The organism is Bacillus sp. T2.9-1, from assembly GCF_950097965.1.
GTDB lineage: Bacteria > Bacillota > Bacilli > Bacillales > Cytobacillaceae > Niallia > Niallia hominis.
In genome coordinates this window covers 1-17699 of sequence record NZ_CATNHG010000141.1, presented here as the reverse complement: position 1 = coordinate 17699, position 17699 = coordinate 1, and the positions used below count along the sequence as shown (strand labels likewise).

Annotated in this window: 15 protein-coding genes; 10 read left to right on the top strand and 5 right to left on the bottom strand. The window is 35.5% G+C overall.

What is annotated here, in order from left to right; genetic code table 11:
• Positions 1-151 precede the first annotated feature (151 nt).
• Positions 152-955, bottom strand: coding sequence for a helix-turn-helix domain-containing protein (locus QQZ16_RS20750; protein ID WP_284561734.1), 804 nt, complete (start codon positions 953-955; stop codon positions 152-154).
• 132 nt (positions 956-1087) lie between these two features.
• Here QQZ16_RS20750 and QQZ16_RS20745 point away from each other — a divergent pair, with 132 nt between their 5' ends.
• The 3 genes from QQZ16_RS20745 to QQZ16_RS20735 are packed head-to-tail and all read left to right on the top strand — an operon-like array spanning position 1088 to position 4170.
• Entirely contained in the window at positions 1088-2248 is a 1161-nt protein-coding gene (locus tag QQZ16_RS20745) for a Gfo/Idh/MocA family protein (RefSeq protein ID WP_235252448.1), read from the top strand.
• Positions 2249-2278: 30 nt separating this feature from the next.
• Entirely contained in the window at positions 2279-3016 is a 738-nt protein-coding gene (locus QQZ16_RS20740; RefSeq protein ID WP_235252446.1) for a ThuA domain-containing protein, read from the top strand.
• A 59-nt stretch (positions 3017-3075) separates the two neighbouring features.
• Complete coding sequence (locus QQZ16_RS20735) at positions 3076-4170, top strand: Gfo/Idh/MocA family protein (RefSeq protein WP_235252444.1); 1095 nt, start codon at positions 3076-3078, stop codon at positions 4168-4170.
• Between the two features lie 70 nt (positions 4171-4240).
• Here QQZ16_RS20735 and QQZ16_RS20730 read toward each other — a convergent pair whose 3' ends face one another.
• A complete protein-coding gene (locus QQZ16_RS20730; RefSeq protein WP_031539171.1) occupies positions 4241-4822 on the bottom strand; it encodes an NAD(P)H-dependent oxidoreductase in 582 nt (193 codons plus the stop codon).
• Positions 4823-4933: 111 nt separating this feature from the next.
• On the opposite strand from QQZ16_RS20730, the gene QQZ16_RS20725 reads away from it, so the two are divergent.
• The 4 genes from QQZ16_RS20725 to QQZ16_RS20710 all read left to right on the top strand — a co-directional run bounded on the left by QQZ16_RS20725 (position 4934) and on the right by QQZ16_RS20710 (position 8342).
• Entirely contained in the window at positions 4934-5374 is a 441-nt protein-coding gene (locus QQZ16_RS20725; RefSeq protein ID WP_235252457.1) for a MarR family winged helix-turn-helix transcriptional regulator, read from the top strand.
• Positions 5375-5395: 21 nt separating this feature from the next.
• Positions 5396-6058 carry an SIMPL domain-containing protein gene (locus QQZ16_RS20720; protein ID WP_048717739.1) on the top strand — a complete coding sequence of 221 codons (663 nt, stop codon included), beginning with the start codon at positions 5396-5398 and terminating at the stop codon, positions 6056-6058.
• 274 nt (positions 6059-6332) lie between these two features.
• Entirely contained in the window at positions 6333-7316 is a 984-nt protein-coding gene (gene guaC, locus QQZ16_RS20715) for a GMP reductase (RefSeq protein ID WP_048717738.1), read from the top strand.
• A 186-nt stretch (positions 7317-7502) separates the two neighbouring features.
• Positions 7503-8342 carry a hypothetical protein gene (locus tag QQZ16_RS20710; RefSeq protein ID WP_235252442.1) on the top strand — a complete coding sequence of 280 codons (840 nt, stop codon included), beginning with the start codon at positions 7503-7505 and terminating at the stop codon, positions 8340-8342.
• Positions 8343-8532: 190 nt separating this feature from the next.
• Here QQZ16_RS20710 and QQZ16_RS20705 read toward each other — a convergent pair whose 3' ends face one another.
• Positions 8533-10530 carry a carbohydrate-binding domain-containing protein gene (locus QQZ16_RS20705; RefSeq protein WP_284561733.1) on the bottom strand — a complete coding sequence of 666 codons (1998 nt, stop codon included), beginning with the start codon at positions 10528-10530 and terminating at the stop codon, positions 8533-8535.
• A gap of 256 nt (positions 10531-10786) precedes the next feature.
• Between QQZ16_RS20705 and QQZ16_RS20700 the strand changes: the two genes are divergently transcribed.
• The 3 genes from QQZ16_RS20700 (at position 10787) to QQZ16_RS20690 (ending at position 13513) form a co-directional block, all read left to right on the top strand.
• Positions 10787-11368: a polyphosphate polymerase domain-containing protein gene (locus QQZ16_RS20700; RefSeq protein ID WP_342395206.1), complete on the top strand. Its 582-nt coding sequence runs from the start codon at positions 10787-10789 to the stop codon at positions 11366-11368.
• Positions 11369-11398: 30 nt separating this feature from the next.
• Positions 11399-12082: a DUF4956 domain-containing protein gene (locus QQZ16_RS20695; RefSeq protein ID WP_048717734.1), complete on the top strand. Its 684-nt coding sequence runs from the start codon at positions 11399-11401 to the stop codon at positions 12080-12082.
• Between the two features lie 288 nt (positions 12083-12370).
• Positions 12371-13513, top strand: coding sequence for a SpoIIE family protein phosphatase (locus QQZ16_RS20690; protein ID WP_031539161.1), 1143 nt, complete (start codon positions 12371-12373; stop codon positions 13511-13513).
• A gap of 100 nt (positions 13514-13613) precedes the next feature.
• Here the strand turns inward: QQZ16_RS20690 and QQZ16_RS20685 are convergent, their stop codons facing one another.
• Positions 13614-14471, bottom strand: coding sequence for a CheR family methyltransferase (locus QQZ16_RS20685; protein WP_235252436.1), 858 nt, complete (start codon positions 14469-14471; stop codon positions 13614-13616).
• Between the two features lie 13 nt (positions 14472-14484).
• A complete protein-coding gene (locus tag QQZ16_RS20680; RefSeq protein ID WP_235252435.1) occupies positions 14485-17268 on the bottom strand; it encodes an ATP-binding protein in 2784 nt (927 codons plus the stop codon).
• Positions 17269-17699: the final 431 nt, after the last annotated feature.

Sequence of the window (17699 nt, the reverse complement as noted above, 5' to 3'; positions counted from 1 at the left end):
AAATTTCGGATGATTGTTTGAGTTTTTTATTAGCGTTAAAAACACAAAGAACGGATACATATTTACACCTTGGCTTTATTTAATAGCAAGATTACGTCTTTATAGATATCGATTTAGTTGTATCCCATCCCTTTTTTCTCGCTATCAGAAGTCAATATGTATGGAAAGGATACATATCCATAAACGACCGTGGGTGGTTTTCTCGATACTCCTTTGGTGTACAAAGTTTTATCTTCACAAAATTACGATTAAAGGACCGTATACTTTCATAACCACAAAGAAAAGCTATTTCAGATATATTATGTTCTGAATAGATTAATAGATAACATGCATAGTTTACTCTCGTCTCATTTAAAAAATCTACAAAAGACATATTAACATTATGATTAAAGTACTTCGAAAGATAATTATAATTGTAACCTAACTTACCAGCGATATTTTTTAAAGTTATCGATTCTGTAAAATGTGCCTGAATAAACGTTAACAATTTATGAAGCAACTCTTGATCTTGTTTTTCGCCTTTAATTAAGCTAGTTTGCCCCATTAGCTCTGATAATAATAAATATAGACAAGCTTTTTGTTCTAGTAGATTAGAGCTATCTTTGAAAAGCGTTCTAGAAACAAGTGAATCCGCTTCCAAAGATAGGTTGAAAATTGGATTTTCAAGTGAACCATTTTCTATCATTTTGTGAAATGTCGGGACATAGTCAGGGGAAAAAATACAAATTTTTGCATGTGACTGAGATTTTGTAATAAACGAGTGAATTTCATAAGGCAATATTAGTAAAAATTGTCCAGTACTCAAATGGTAACTTTTTTGACTAATAATAACTTCCATTTCCCCCTCCATGAGGAATAATAATTCGAAGCAACGATGGAGATGGCTTGGAAAGTTTAAATTTAATGTATGATAGTTTGCTATTAAGTTAAAATGGTGTGCTTCATATATTATCATCCGCAAAACATCCTCAGTAAAGAATAAATTTTGTCTAGGATTATATAAGTTTTTACTTGTTGTGTCAAACCTATAAGTGATAGATTTATCGATAATAAAGTAATCTAAATGGACAACAAAAGGAGATACGCTATGGAAAAACTTAGAATTGGAATGGTTGGCTATAAATTTATGGGAAAAGCACACAGTCATGCTTACCGAGATCTCCCTCTCTTTTTCCCAAATACCGTTCATCCTGTGATGAAGGTTATTTGCGGGCGTGATCAAAAAGGTGTAGCACTTGCAGCCAAACAATTCGGCTGGGAGGAATATACGACAGACTGGAAGAGCCTCTTAGAAAGAGATGACATTGATTTAATTGATATTAACGCACCTAGTAATGTCCATAAAGAAATAACCATTGCCGCAGCAACTGCTGGCAAACATGTATTTTGCGAAAAACCGTTAGCGCTTACATTAAAAGACTCAAGAGAAATGCTTGATTTAGTTGAATCGGCTGGAATCAAACATATGGTTGGATTTAACTATCGCTTTGCACCGGCCGTTATGCTGGCTAAAAAGCTAATTGACGAGGGACGGTTGGGCGATATCTATCATTACCGTGCCTGGTATTTACAAGATTGGCTTGTGGACCCAAACTTTCCTTTAGCTTGGAGACTCCAAAAAGAAATTGCTGGTTCAGGTTCTCACGGAGACCTTGGGGCTCATCTTATCGATCTGTCGCACTATCTAATCGGCGATATAACAGAAGTTATTGGGATGAATGAAACATTTATTAAGGAACGACCCATTCCTTCACAGATGACGGGCTTATCAGCAAAAGGGAGTGATAGTGATAAAAAAGGGGAAGTGACCGTTGATGATGCTACCCTATTTATGGCTCGTTTTGCTAACGGTGCTTTAGGGAGCTTTGAGTCCACACGTTTTGCTGCAGGCCATCGCTGTACAAATTCCTTTGAAATCAATGGCAGTAAAGGAAGTGTCATCTTCGACTTTGAACGTATGAATGAGCTACAGGTTTATTTCACAGATGATAAGGAGGACGTACAAGGATTTCGGCGCGTATTAGCAACAGACCCTTCTCATGCTTTTGCAGAAAACTGGTGGCCTCCAGGACATACGATAGGCTATGAACATACATTTATTCACGAGATAGTGGAGCTTATGGAGTCTTTCCGTGAAGATCGACAGCCTGTTCCCAACTTCCGAGATGGCGTAAAGTGCCAAGAAGTTTTAGAAGCGGTTGACTTATCGATTGAAAACCGACAATGGGTCCGAATATCTGACGTTTAATCAAAATATCATGAAGGAGTTGCATGTACCATGAAAAAGAATGCATTGATTGTTTGGGGAGGCTGGGATGGTCATCAGCCTGAGCAGGTAGCAGAAATTTTTAAAGGAATTCTTGAAGAAGAGAACTTTCAAGTAGAGGTATCTAATTCACTAGACTCCTATGCAGATAAAGAAAAATTAAAAACCTTGGATTTAATCGTCCCCCACTGGACAATGGGTCAAATTGAACAACAATATGTTTTAAATATTTCGGAGGCAGTTGCAGCAGGTGTTGGGTTAGCTGGGTGCCATGGTGGTATGTGTGACTCTTTTCGTAATAATGTTGACTGGCAATTTATGACAGGTGGCAATTGGGTTGCCCATCCTGGAAATGATGGGGTGGAATACACGGTCAACATCAAACATTCTTCTAGTCCCCTTTTAGAGGGCATGTCTGATTTTAAAGTTGCTAGTGAACAATATTACCTTCATTACGATCCAGCTGTTGAAGTATTAGCTACTACACGCTTCCCGATTGTTCATGGTCCTCATGCCGCGAATAAAGCGGTAGACATGCCTGTAGTATGGACTAAACGTTGGGGGCTTGGAAATGTATTTTATAATTCATTAGGCCATCAAGCAAATATCATTGCTCTGCCGGAAGTTTCGCTCATTATGCGCCGTGGATTCTTGTGGGCATCTGAAGGGAAAAGACAAACTGAAAAATCGAATGAAGCTTCCATTTATGAAAATGTACGGAACTATACAGGTATGGGAGACAGTCAATAAAGGGAGATCATCAAAATAAAAATTATCGAAAGCTAACATAATCTACCGGAGGGTTTCTTATGAGAAAACTTAAAATTGGCATTATCGGTTGCGGGAATATTAGTTCTATTTATATGGAAAATTGTCCGAAGTTTCCCCACCTTGAGCTTGTCGCCTGTGCAGATTTAGATGTCCAACGTGCTCAACTTCAAGCTGAAAAGTTCGGTATTCCAAATGCTTATTCCGTTGAAGAACTGCTTTATGATCCTGAGATTGAACTAGTCATCAACTTAACCATTCCAAAAGCACATGCCTCTGTCAGCATCCAAGCACTTGAAGCAGGTAAGCATGTTTATACGGAAAAACCACTTGCTGTTACACGAGAGGAAGGTAAGCGAATTTTAGAAACAGCGAAGAAGCATAATCTTCTCGTTGGCAGTGCACCTGACACTTTCTTGGGAGCTGGAATTCAAACTGCTATCCATCTGATTGAACAAGGGGAAATAGGAATACCAATTGGTGCATCTGCCTTCATGATCGGTCGTGGCCATGAACATTGGCATCCAGACCCTGCCTTTTATTATGATATTGGAGGCGGACCAATGTTTGATATGGGGCCCTATTACTTAACAGCCTTAGTGGCTCTCTTGGGACCGATTAAACGAATTTCAGGTTCGGCGCGGATTAGTTATCAAGAAAGAACGATACTCAGCGCACCAAAGGCTGGTACTAAAATGAAAGTATTCATCCCTACGCATATCTCAGGAGTAATAGATTTTGCTTCAGGTGTAATTGGAAGTATTACAACAAGCTTTGATGCCTTTGGCGGTAGCACATTGCCTCCTATTGAAATTTACGGAAGCGAAGGAACGCTACTTGTTCCTGACCCTAATACATTTGATGGTCCTGTAAAATTAAGAAAACGTGATGAACAGGAATTTAAAGAGGTGCCTCTTGCATACGGGTATAACGAAAACAATAGAGGGCTTGGCGTTGCTGATATGGCCAAGGCAATTCTCGAAGGTGGAAACTATCGAGCAAATAGCGAATTAGCCTATCATGTTTTAGAAGCGATGTATGGTTTCCAGGATTCCTCCGATAGCGATAAACATTATATAATGGAAAGTACATGTGAGCGTCCTGAATCACTATCTTTAGAAAGAAAGAATTCATAATTTGCCTAAAACAATATCAAAGGAATCTCCCTCTTTGGCTAGGGGGTTCCTTTGATTAGGAAAGAATCTTTCAAGCACACATTCCTCTAAAATAGCGATAAATCTTATCTATTTTTTTCGCTTGCCCTGTTCCTTCCATGCTTCCAAATTCAAAAAATTTCACTTTTTTAATTCCTACAAAGCGAAATACTGCCTTTTTCATTAAAACCTTATGACTATTATGCAAAAAGAAAAAGGGGTACATTCCAGGTCCCTTCATAGTAGAAATACAGATGACTGACTTTCCTTTTAACAGCCCCTTTGTGGTATATTTTCCAGTTTCTTTATAAGCAAAATGAGCAGATAATACTTGATCAAAGTACCCTAGTAACATGGCTGGTGGTCTTCCCCACCAAATAGGATAAAGAAAAACGATTTTATCCGCCCATAATAACTGATCTCTATGCTTTGAAAAAGCTGGGTTCTTATACATATGACGCCTTTTTACTTTTTCATCAAAAAATAAAATGGGATTAAAATTTTCTTCATATAAATCTAAAAGCTGTATATTCTTTATAGAACTGTTTTCCATACTGCCATTCAAAACACTTTTTAAAAACGCTCCATTTAAACTTTTCTGATTGGGATGTGAAAAAACAATCAATAAATTCATAAGAATCCCCCTCTTTTTAGTTATCATTTGATAACTATATTACCATTTCATCTTTTTGTTATCAATTGATAATTGTTTATTGATAACTTTTTATGCTATCTTACCTATGAGGTGATTCTTTTGGATGAAAGACAATTTTTTCAGAAATTCATTACATTTACAGCATCTGTTCATCAACTAAAGCACGCTTTAACGAATGATCTAAGACCAACTAATTTAACTCCGATTCAGTATAATATCCTTGAATATATTTCGATCAATGAGCCAGCGATTCCAAGTGATATTAGTTCATGTCATCAAATGTCATTGCCTAATACTAGCCGAGAATTGAAAAACTTAATGGAAAAAAACTTAATTAATAAATTCACAGATGAAAAAGACCGCAGAAAGCAGTATATAGTGCTATCAGATGAAGGAAAAGAGGTAATGAAGCTCGTATTTCATGAAGTAGAACAAATATTAAAAAAAAGAATAGACACTCTTTCAGGTGAACAATTGCAGGAAATAGCAACTGCCATGGAATTATTACAAAATAAGGTGTTTTATAAATAAACAATACAGAGGTGAATAATAATGTACCCTTCCTCTCCCCTTTTTCACACAAATGTTCCGTTAAAAAGAAGCTTAACAGTGTTTGGAAATAGCATGTTGTCCATTGAACCGACTATTTGCAAAATTATTCTTGGCATTAATACGGAGTCCAAAAATGTAACAACTGCCCAGAAAGAAAATGCTACCAAACATCAACAAGTTATTTCGTCCATTTTAGGTTTAGGTATTCCTTCCTCCAATATTCAAACCGTTGACTATACTATTCTCCCTCAATATGACTATGTGGAGAATAAACAAGTCTTCAAAAGCTATAAAGTAACCCACCTGCTATCTATCCTTGTAGAAACGATTCAACTTGCAGGAAACGTTATTGACACAGCCGTTCAAAATGGCGCAAACCAAGTTACCAGTATTCAATTTGATGTAAGTAATCGTTCGGAATATTATGAGCAAGCACTTCAAAAAGCGGTTAAAGATTCTCTTTCAAAAGCAATGGCCATTGCTGAAACCCTCCGTGTAACGATAGATCCGATTCCGGTAAAAATACATGAAATTCTATCTGATTCTAGCAATCCTATCCCACTTGCAAAAATGTCGTTTGGTCAGGTAGGAGGAATTGCTACTAATCTAGAACCAGGACAGTTACTTATAGAAGCGAAGATTGAAGCGAAATTCTCCTACTAAGCCACTTTCTATATCCTTTCCAATTATCTTTGCTATGACTTGTTGAGAAGTTAATCTAACATTCTCCTTTCAAAATAAGGGAGTTCCTTGAGTACAGGAATCTTCCTTATTTACAAAATATTTTTTACCCTCTCCAAAATGATAGCGCTTCATTAAAAACATCTCATTAAATGAAAAATCTTTGACATCCTGGCAAAAATAATGTAAAGTACCTAATGGTCGAACATTTTTAGATAACAGCGACCTTAATATTCGTATTTAGGAGTGTATTTTAATGGATAACGTGTTTGATTACGAAGATATACAATTAATTCCGGCTAAGTGTATTGTTGATAGCCGTTCAGAATGCGATACAACTGTAACATTAGGTGGCCATACATTTAAGCTTCCAGTAGTGCCTGCAAATATGCAAACTATTATTGACGAAAAAATCGCTGTATATTTAGCAGAAAATGGCTATTTCTATATTATGCATCGTTTCCAGCCAGAAACACGCGAGACTTTTATCCGTGATATGCAATCTCGTGAGTTAATTGCCTCTATCAGTGTTGGTGTGAAAGCAGAAGAATATGACTTTATATTACAATTAGCAGAAGAAAATTTGGTTCCCGAATTTATTACAATTGATATTGCACATGGTCACTCAAATGCCGTTATCGCAATGATTAAACATATCAAAAAGCATTTACCGAATAGCTTTGTTATTGCTGGTAACGTTGGAACTCCTGAAGCAGTAAGAGAACTTGAGCATGCAGGTGCAGATGCTACAAAAGTAGGAATTGGACCTGGTAAAGTATGTATCACAAAAATTAAAACAGGTTTTGGAACTGGTGGTTGGCAGTTAGCTGCATTGCGCTGGTGTGCAAAAGCTGCGAGCAAGCCAATCATTGCAGATGGTGGTATTCGTACACATGGTGATATCGCAAAATCGGTTCGTTTTGGAGCAACAATGGTAATGGTCGGTTCGTTATTTGCTGGCCACGAAGAGTCTCCAGGAGAAACATTTGAAAAAGACGGAAAGCTCTATAAAGAGTATTTCGGTTCTGCTTCCGAGTTTCAAAAAGGTGAAAAGAAAAACGTCGAAGGTAAAAAAATGTATGTAGAACATAAAGGCTCTTTACAAGATACATTAACAGAAATGGAACAAGATCTTCAGTCTTCTATCTCTTATGCAGGCGGTAAAAAATTAGATTCTATTCGTAATGTAGATTATGTAATTGTTAAAAATTCTATCTTTAATGGCGATAAAGTATATTAATTTAAAAGTTACACGAAGGATGCCCTACCAATTTTGTTGAGCATCCTTCATTTGTACGAAAGGAGATAACTAGAAAAATAGTGACATACTCCTATTATATAGGTATAATAGAGACAACCTCTTAGAACTCCCTCCTTCTTATTATCAGAAATTTCAAATAAAAACACGAAAGGTTGATTGTATTACATGAAGAACTTTTCCTTCCACACAAACCACCGCCAGAGAACAAAATCCCCAGAAACAACATTTAAACTCATTCCCCTTACCAACACACAAAGCAGAAGCGAAATACTAAAGAAAATTGAAATCAGTTCTCAATTTAATATGCGCTACCGCGGCCTATTTGAATATTATGGCGACGATTTAATTGCTTATAAGAAAGAAAAGCCTACTGATTTTTTTCGAAATGAGTTTTTACGAACGTTCTCGAGTTATCTAACTGACTATCTAGAAGACGACATGCCGACCTCTTGGAATAAATGTAAAAAACCCTTTATCGAGTTACTTCTTTATATTCATCTACCTAACACTATAAAAATCTCCAAAGAAAGCAACAACATCCAACATTTCATCTCTGAATTTAGAAAGTTTTCCATATGGCTAGATCAAAAAGAAAATACAACCTGGACAAAGCTGTTAGCTCCTTATGAAGAATCCATTAATGAGTTACTGTTATGCGAGGAATTGTTGAATAGATTATATCTCCAGATGTATCCTCAGTTTTTTGAATCCAATTGGGATTACGAAAAAGACTTAACAAGGGTTAGCCAGATCTTTGAGAAATGTAAGGACATAGAGGACAGCTTCTTTCAAATAATAAATATGGAGGGAAACACTGTTTTTCTATCCAATATTCATACAAATAAACAATTTCAGATAAACAACCTTCCTATTACCAAGCGGTTTCTTGGTATCATTCTTCATGGTTCCATTGGGCGCATAGAGGGGAATACAACCTGGTCATTGCTACTGGCAGCAGGGCTATATCCAAAAAAAGCGAAGCGATATTTATCCTATATGGAGTAATGAAAGGGAGCAAATTGGGTAGCAAAAAGACTGTGAAATCAACAAAAATTCAACTAAATAAGCCTTTTTAAAAACAAAAAAGCCAAACAATCAACGAAACTTTCGTTTGATTGTTTGGCTTTATCTTTGGCTTGGAACCTTATGTCTAAGCAGCTTTTTTAATCCGGCTATCATTTTCAGTAAAAATTACTTACTGGGAACTATTAGTGGAAGAATTATCCCCCTGTCTCTCATTCCCATTACCAGTAGGAGGAGCTTCTCCTCGATTTCCTTCAAAATCATCACTTGGTGGATTTCCACCTTGTCCTCCTCCTCTGCCGCCACCTTGTCCACCCATATTATTACTAGGTGCCTCTGTAATACCAGATTCATCGACGTAGGTTACTATGTCAGAAATAGTAAATTCTACAAGTTCTGTTCCTTTTTCATAGGTCCCTGTAGCTAAACCATTACTGTTCATTTCTGTGCTACTACCACCAGAATACAATACATAAGTACTATCCTCTGTAATCTTCGGTGAGCTAATCACAACCGTTTGGTAATCCTTGCTTGGTTGTACTGTTACAATAGCATTCCCATCACTATCCTCTAAATGAACAATAGTGCCAGCTTTTTGCGTTTCCGAATAAGTCATCATAATTGAGTTTTGCTTAGATGTATCAGATGTTGTTTGTGCCATCCCCGAACTTCCTAGCGCTACTAGTGTTCCTCCACTTATCTCTAGGCTTCCATCATAGTCTAGGGCTCCATTTCCATCACTTGTTGGACCATTAACAATAGTCGTACCGCCTGTGACTACTATTGATCCATTTGCATCCAATCCATCTCCATCTGCATTTACGTAAATGCTTCCTCCATTGATGGTTAATAGTGCATTTCCTGCAGATTCCATTCCCATTTCTCCACCAGGAGCAGCACTTTCACTACTTCCATCACTTACGTTAATTCCGTCATCTGCTGTTACAACAGAGATATCTCCATCATTAATAGTGACTGTTTTTCCTTCTATTCCCTCATAACTTTTATTAACTTGAATTGTTCCACCAGCAATTAGGAGCTCATTCTCTGTATGAATCCCATCATCACCAGTAAGAATAGTAAAATCACCATCCATAATCGTAATATTCGTGTCACTATGCACTGCATCATCTAATGTATCTATTTCGAATGTTCCACCACCAATAGCGATTTCCTTATTTGCTTTTAAACCTTTCATACTTGGTGTATCCTCCTCTTCTGTCTCTTCAGCTGCGCTATCTCCCCAAGGTTGTCCTCCCATCATTTCCTCTCTTACCTCAATAGTCTCTGGACTTCCTCCACCTGCTGTAATGGTGAAATCGCCATCTGCCACATAGAGAGAAGACTCAGCTTGTATACCATCTGTTCCAGCCTTTATATTAAATATTCCATCTTCAATGGCAATAATACCTTTTGTATCATTTGTATTCGTTGATTTAATACCGTCTCCACCTGCATTAATTTCAAACGTTCCACTCTTTATTGCAACTAAATCTCTGCCCAATATGGCATCATCTACTGCTGTTATTTTTATCGTTCCTTCCATAATTCGCAAATCATCTTTACTTCCAATTCCATTATCATAATTTCCTACTACTTCCAAAGTACCTGTCCCATTTATTGTTAAATCATCCTTGCTAAAGATTGCTGCATTGGGCTCACCAGATCCATCATCTTCGGTATAAGTTTCTCCATCAGACACAACATTTTCAGTATTCTCTGCAAGCGTAATAATCGTATCCTCTGCTTCTTTTACAAAAATCGCCGAAGACTCACTATTATGAATGTCTACTCCATTTAAAACTAATTGAACCTCTCCTGTATCCGGTGCGTCAACTACTATTTGCCCGTCAGCTAAATCACCACTTAAAACATATACTCCGCCAGACCTTATGGTAACAGTTGATCCAGATGTCATTATTGCAGCCGATTCATCGTAAGAAATTTTGTCCCCATCTAAATTAATATAAGTAGGATTTTCTTCTTCCCAATTCGTTAGATAATCCTCCTCCTCATAACTTATATTTTCACTAATATATGCACTCACATCCATTTCACTAAGTGAGCTATCGTTACTATTTTGGGAGTTATCGCTGTCCTTACTACATGCAAATAAAAGCAAGGTACATGCAATAGGCAAGACTAATTTTTTCATTTTACTTTTTTTCATTACCATGTCTCCTTTCTTTCACCATGCCTTCATTATGAGTGAACAACCTTAACAATTCCTTTAGAATCTCGTTTTTTATTTTTCTTTCCATCTATAGAGAAAAAAAAGTCTCATCTTTCCTCTCCCGCATCTACTTTTACAGTATTTTTACAAAAAATTAATACCTTCTTAAAAATCTTAAGGATAGATTAAGGTTTATAAATGATAATGTGTCCAAGCAGTTAACAGAAAGGAGAATCAAAATGGAAGCACAAAAATTAAACGGCTTAAATGGCCGAACCGAACTAAAAGTGTTTACTTCGATAATATTGAAAACAAGGCACTTATTCAAAAAAAAGAAGGACTTCTTAACCGAGATAAATTTCGAGTAAGATTGTATGACTATAATACAAACCTCTTAAATTTAGAAAAAAAAAGCAAACGTAATAATTTGACCTATAAAGATAAATGTAGAATTACAGCAGAAGAATATGAAAAAATCCGCATTGGAGATCTTAAGTGGATGGAAAATGACCATCGCGAATTGGTCAAAGAACTATTCATTCAGATGAGTTTATATCAATTAAAGCCACATACAGTGGTTGATTACGAACGGGAAGTATTTATCTATCGTTATGGAAATGTCCGGGTCACCTTTGATAGCTCCATTAAAACAAGTTTCCGAAATAATGATGTACTGAACAAGGATTTACCTATGGTTGAAACCAACCCAGATATCACCATTTTAGAGATTAAATACGATGAATTTTTGCCTGAAATAATCAAAAATCTTCTTCAATTAAGTGATAGAAGAAAAGGAACTTATTCTAAATATCAAATCAGCAGAATGTATGGATAAATTTATATAAATTCAAGGAGGAACAAAAAAATGAGTAATATTAGCTTCGAAGATATTTTCAAATCAAGTATTTTAGAAAAAACGAGTAACTTTTCCGTAATTGATTCTTTAATAGGGCTGTTAGTAGCCTTTGGCGTCGGTTTATTTATCTATTATGTTTATAAAAAAACTTTCTCAGGTGTCATCTATTCCCACACCTTTAATATTTCTCTAATTATTATCTCAATGGCAACTGCCTTAATCATTATCGGGATATCATCCAATGTTCTATTATCACTTGGTATGGTTGGTGCCTTATCGATTGTACGCTTTAGAACTCCTATTAAAGATCCTATGGACTTAGTTTATTTATTCTGGGCAATTGTTACAGGAATACTTTGTGGAGCAGGCTTTATTATCCTAGTTATATTAGGTGCTATCCTAATTGGTTTAGTTCTTATTCTGTTTACTAACCGAATCAAAATTGAAAATCCTTATTTATTAGTTGTTAAATATACAAATGAAGCGTTAGAAGATTCATTAACAAAAACTATTTCAACTCATGCTAAAAAATTCTCCATTAAATCAAAATCAATTATGCCTGGAAACGATTTTGAAGTAACATACGAAATTCGTGTGAAAGAGAATAACTCTACCTTTATTAATACTATTTCAAAACTTGATGGCGTGAAATCAGCCATTATGCTTAGCTATGATGGGAATTTCACTGCATAACGAATAAGGATTTTTCGAAATGCTGATTCCAATCATACACATTCATTCCATAGGCTAAGCATATTCCCATTGGTTTTTAAAAAACAGCTTATAAAAGAAAAAACATCCAATCTAAGAGAACTCTTATGTTGCGATGTTTTTTTCTTTTCCATTCTATAATACTTATAATTATTATTATCCAATAAAAATCTGTATAATTATAGTTATATACACTTGATGGTTTTAAATAAAATAAGGTATACATAATTTATTTCTTAACATCATAATAGACAAGGAGTTATAAGAATTATGACTATTCTTTTAGTAGATGACAATACTGTCAATCTATTTGTAATGGAAAAAATACTAAAAAACGCTGGGTACGATGATTGTGTTTCTCTCTCTTCAGCCCAGGAATTATTTCATTATTTACAACTTGATGCTCCGCTTTCGACAGGGAATAGTGTGGATTTAATATTGCTCGATATTATGATGCCAGAAATCGATGGCATTGAAGCTTGTAAACGCATTAAAAAGATGGAACACCTCAAGGATATTCAGATTATCTTTGTAACAGCATTAGAAGATAAGAATAAGCTCGCGGAAGCCTTGGATATTGGTGGTGTAGATTATATTACAAAACCTCTAAACAAAATCGAACTCCTCGCAAGAATACGCGTTGCTCTACGATTAAAGGCAGAGCTGGATTGGCATACTCAACACGAAAAAAAAATTCAGTATGAATTAGACTTAGCAACACATGTACAAAGAAGTCTTTTAAGTGCCCCTTTAGAAGATGAACATATGCATATTGAAGTTTCTTATTTGCCTTCCTTTAATCTTGCAGGTGATATGTATTATTGGCATAAAATTAATGATCACAAATATGCAATTATTTTATTAGATATGATGGGACATGGAATATCCGCTTCTTTAGTGTGCATGTTTATCTCTTCTGTCCTGAGAGAATCAGTTAAACAATTAGTGAAGCCAGATCTTGTTATCAAAGAATTAAATCGCTATATGACCTTATTAAAAAATGAAAAAGAAGGTCTTCCATTCTACTTTACGGCAATCTATTTAGTAATAGATACAGAGAAGAAAACAGTGGAATATGTCAATGCTGGTCATCCTTATGGATATATGCTAATGGATGAAAAGGAAGTAGTTGCATTAGAACAAGGTACTTGCGCAGTAGGATTTTTCGATGAAATGGAAATTAATACAAAAGAAGTTACCTTTGAAAAAGATGTACAAATCATCCTTTATACTGATGGTGTCTTAGAAGCAATGGGACCGTGTGAATTTGAAGCCGAAAAGAAAATCCAAGCAATTTCCTCCAAAAGATGGGAACATACCAGCTCCGTAATGGATCACCTTCTAACAAAAGAGCAACAGTCTAATCAGCCAGATGACATGTGTGTATTAATGATCCAAGCAAAAGGCAAATAATTAACACTTTACTTATTTCTTTAATGAGTACATAGTAAATAAAAAGGATTTCTCCTAAAGAGAAATCCTTTTTATTGTTTTAGAAGAGCTCCTATAGTTCTTAGTAGATTTTCTGATAAAGTCTTTCTCCACCAGCAAGCTCTCTATATTTTGGCATTACATCAACAAAGCTTAATGTTTCTTTATCTCCTAAACCAATAAAGCCATCTTTACTTAAACTTTCATAAAATAGATGATGCACCTGGTTTTGGAGCATGGGATTAAAATAAATGAGTACATTTCTACAAATAATGACATGAAATTCATTAAAAGATTGGTCTGTTACTAAATTATGTTGGGCAAATATAATATTTTTCAATAGATCAGAATGAAAATAAGCATATTGATGGTCTGTTTTATAATATTCCGAGAACGCATTTGTTCCTCCTGCAAGCATATAATTCTTAGTATATGCTTGCATTTTATGTAGAGGAAATACCCCTTTGCTTGCCTTTTGCAGTACATTTTCATTCATATCTGTTGCATATATAACTGCCTTTTCCTTTAGCCCCTCTTCTTCCAATAAAATAGCCATCGAAAATACTTCTTCCCCTGTGGCACATCCCGCATGCCATATCCGGATTTCATCATACTTTCGTAAATGTGGGATTACTTGTTCTCTAAATGAACGAAAAAAGCTTGGATTCCTAAACATTTCCGTTACATTGATAGAAAAATCATTTAAAAGCTGTTCCAGGAAAACCTCTTCATGAATCACTCGTTCAAGTAGTCGTGTAATCGTAGGAATATTATCCATTTTCATTCTATAGTAGATCCTGCGTGTAATAGAAGACCGGTTATATTGACGAAAATCAAAACCTGATAATCGAAATATCCCTTCAAGCAGCAGATCCACTTCTATATCTGCATGATCTGGATTCTCTACCTCGTGTTCGTTATTCAGGAATGGATTATTCATAACCGCCTCCTCCTTACTTAACTAGCCATACTCTTAGAACAGAATATAATTGATCTAAATCTAGTGGTTTACTAATATAATCTGATGCGCCTGCTTCCAGACATTTCTCGCGATCGTTTTTCATTGCTTTAGCAGTCAATGCAATAATAGGTATCTCGGTCAAGTTCATTGTTTGACGAATAATAGTCATTGTTTCATAACCATTCATATTTGGCATCATAATATCCATTAGAATCACATCTAAGTCAGGTGTTTCTTCAATAATTCCTAACGATTCTTTTCCATTGTGTGCAACAAGGACGTCCATCCCTATTTTTTCAAGGGTTGTTTTAAGAGCAAATATATTGCGGTTATCATCATCAACAATCAACACTTTTTTCCCTTTAAATACATCATCATGCTTGTCACTAGACAACATGATTTCCGCCTTTCTTTCTTCCTCATGTCTCTGTTCTTCTTTATCTATTTCAAATCGAGCCTCTTGCTTTTTCACTTCCATTGTAGCTGCAACATTTATATCACTAATATGGAGCTTTGCATCAGCTATTCCATTAGGAAGACTTGGAATCGTTAAGGTAAATGTACTTCCTTTTCCTTCTGAACTCTTCAAGGAAATCCATCCACCTAGTAATCTAGCAAATTCTCTACAAATAGATAGTCCTAGACCAGTACCACCATATTTACGTACAGTGGCCCCATCTGCCTGCTGGAATGTTTCAAAGATTAATTTATGTTTATCTCTCGGAATGCCAATACCGGTATCCGAAACCGAAATTTCCAGCCATTCTCTGCTTAATTCTTTCATGCTTCGACTTATCTGTTGCTTTTTCTTAATATTTAAAGAAACGGATCCACTTTCCGTAAACTTAAAGGCATTGGATAATAGATTTTTTATAATTTGTTGGAATCTCTTTTCATCTGTATACATAATATCTTTAAGTGTTTCCTGCTTATGTATAATAAATTCTACATCCTTCTGCTTTGCAATAGGGGCAAAACTTCTCTCCAATTGTGAAGTAATGTCATTAATACTTACCTCACTAAAATGAACATCGAGCTTTCCTGCCTCAACTTTTGAAAGATCAAGAATATCATTTATAAGCGAAAGGAGATCTTTACCAGAAGAATGAATGACATTCGCAAACTCCATCTCCTCTGCCGACAGATGATTAGCGTCATTTTCTGCAAGCATTTCCGAAAGAATTAGAATACTATTTAATGGCGTTCTTAATTCATGGGACATATTTGCTAAAAACTCTGATTTATAATTAGAATTTTGAATGACCAATTCGGTTTTCTCTTCCAATTCCTCTTTTGCTTTTTCTAAATCTTTTGTCTTCGCTTCCGCTTCTCTTGTTCGATCTTCTAGTTGCTCATTTGTAGCCATCAGTTCTTCTTTTTGCATTTGCAACTCTTCAGACTGTGATTGTAATTCCTCTGACTGTGTTTGTAGTTCTTCAGATTGTACCTGTAGCTCTTCGGTCATGGCTCTAGATTCGTTTAATAAGCGAACAATTTCCATTCTACCCATAATACTATTAATCGTTACTCCAAATGATTCTACTATACCAACAATCAAATCTTGCTGAAGCTTTGTAAATTCACTCATCGTCGCAAGCTCCAAGACAGCAATAACGTCTCCCTCAAACATAACGGGTACAATTATAATGCTTCTTGGTGAAACATCCCCTAAACCGGTTGCGATTAAACGGTAATCATTAGGTATTTCCTTATAGTGAATCATGCGCTGTTCTTTTGCACTTTGACCAATTAGCCCTTCTCCTAATTGAAAAGTGTCTCTGCCAATCGCATCGCCTGATTCTGCGAACGTTGCGGCCTTTACATACATTTCTTTCTTTTGTTGTGCATCCTTTACATAAAATGCTCCAAAACTAGCATTTGTTTTTTTAGCCAATTCTGTAATAAATGTATTGGACAAAGCTTCAATAGAAGCAAGCCCTTGAAATTTCATCACAATATCGGCGACATTAGACTGTAGCCATTCTCTCTGCTCTACATTATCAAGAAGCAGATTAGTCGCTACAGCAAGCTCTTTTATTTCATCATTCGTTCGCACATGTATGCGTGTATTAATGATGCCTTTAGATGCTGCAATCGTACCAATAGTGCCTGTCACTTCTTTAATCGTTCTAACAATGGATTTAGAAATTTGACTAGCAATAATAATCGCAACAAGGGAAATCAAAACTAATGCACCAAATAGACCAATGGTTACAGTATTATTTTGGGCATCTAATTTTGCTGCTTGCTTAGCAGATGCAGTCTTTTCTGTATCTCTGAGTGAATTAAACTTCTCTGTAATATCATTTATATACTCTCGACCAGAATCTGACTCAAAAAAAGCATTTAGAGCATCTAGATTATTCTGTTCTTTGTATTGGATGGTTGGCTCGCCTGCTGTGTTAATCCAATTTTCAATATTATCTTTTATTTCTAATAAATTTTCCTGCTGTGCAGGTTTATCTTTCATTAACTGATAAAGTTCATCAAATTGCGCTTCCCAGTTTTCCTTCCCATCGTTATACGGAATTAAGTAGCTTTGGTTACCTGTTATTATAAATCCACGCTGACCTGTTTCCATATCTAAAACACTTTTTTCAATGGAAGCAGTTAATTCCTGTATGCGAGAATCATAATTAATAATCGAGTTACGTTCCTCTTGCAAGGATCGAATTTGATTATTGAGCAAAATTACCGACACAAGTAAACAAAGTATAATAACAATGTAGCCAAGGATAATTTTGGAGCGAATTCCGAACTTGAATTTCGATTCCATTTTAATTACCTTCCTTAAATTAGTTTCTATTTTAATAGTATAGTATTTATGATAAAAATGAAAAGGAAATTCGCTCTATTTTCTTCCATTATTTATAGTGTAAATGACTTTTGCTTTTGACTCAAACCATCTATTTTAATAAAACTTCTAATCAACAAATAAATAAATACTTGATTAATCGTAGGAAAGAGGCTGGGACATAAGCATTTCAACTAATAATAGACACGAACTTTTATATAGTTATAATCACTAGTGTTGCATTAATTTAATTTCACTATTAAAAATACTCGAAATGTTCACTTTATTATTTTATGCATAGAAAAAGTCCTTTATAATGGATAAGTCAGGTGGTAACCCGTCCAAATCCACTAAAAAAGGACCAATCTCATGGACAAGATTACACGAAAAACTTCATTTGGACAATGGTTTTC

Bases quoted from the DNA above. Each gene is read 5' to 3' on its own strand.
- QQZ16_RS20730 (WP_031539171.1), bottom strand. From the start codon at position 4,822: ATGAATTTATTGATTGTTTTTTCACATCCCAATCAGAAAAGTTTAAAT.
- QQZ16_RS20750 (WP_284561734.1), bottom strand. From the start codon at position 955: ATGATAATATATGAAGCACACCATTTTAACTTAATAGCAAACTATCAT.
- guaC (WP_048717738.1), top strand. From the start codon at position 6,333: ATGGATAACGTGTTTGATTACGAAGATATACAATTAATTCCGGCTAAG.
- QQZ16_RS20745 (WP_235252448.1), top strand. From the start codon at position 1,088: ATGGAAAAACTTAGAATTGGAATGGTTGGCTATAAATTTATGGGAAAA.
- QQZ16_RS20695 (WP_048717734.1), top strand. From the start codon at position 11,399: ATGAGTAATATTAGCTTCGAAGATATTTTCAAATCAAGTATTTTAGAA.
- QQZ16_RS20690 (WP_031539161.1), top strand. From the start codon at position 12,371: ATGACTATTCTTTTAGTAGATGACAATACTGTCAATCTATTTGTAATG.
- QQZ16_RS20720 (WP_048717739.1), top strand. From the start codon at position 5,396: ATGTACCCTTCCTCTCCCCTTTTTCACACAAATGTTCCGTTAAAAAGA.
- QQZ16_RS20740 (WP_235252446.1), top strand. From the start codon at position 2,279: ATGAAAAAGAATGCATTGATTGTTTGGGGAGGCTGGGATGGTCATCAG.
- QQZ16_RS20735 (WP_235252444.1), top strand. From the start codon at position 3,076: ATGAGAAAACTTAAAATTGGCATTATCGGTTGCGGGAATATTAGTTCT.
- QQZ16_RS20685 (WP_235252436.1), bottom strand. From the start codon at position 14,471: ATGAATAATCCATTCCTGAATAACGAACACGAGGTAGAGAATCCAGAT.
- QQZ16_RS20710 (WP_235252442.1), top strand. From the start codon at position 7,503: ATGAAGAACTTTTCCTTCCACACAAACCACCGCCAGAGAACAAAATCC.
- QQZ16_RS20705 (WP_284561733.1), bottom strand. From the start codon at position 10,530: ATGAAAAAAAGTAAAATGAAAAAATTAGTCTTGCCTATTGCATGTACC.
- QQZ16_RS20680 (WP_235252435.1), bottom strand. From the start codon at position 17,268: ATGGAATCGAAATTCAAGTTCGGAATTCGCTCCAAAATTATCCTTGGC.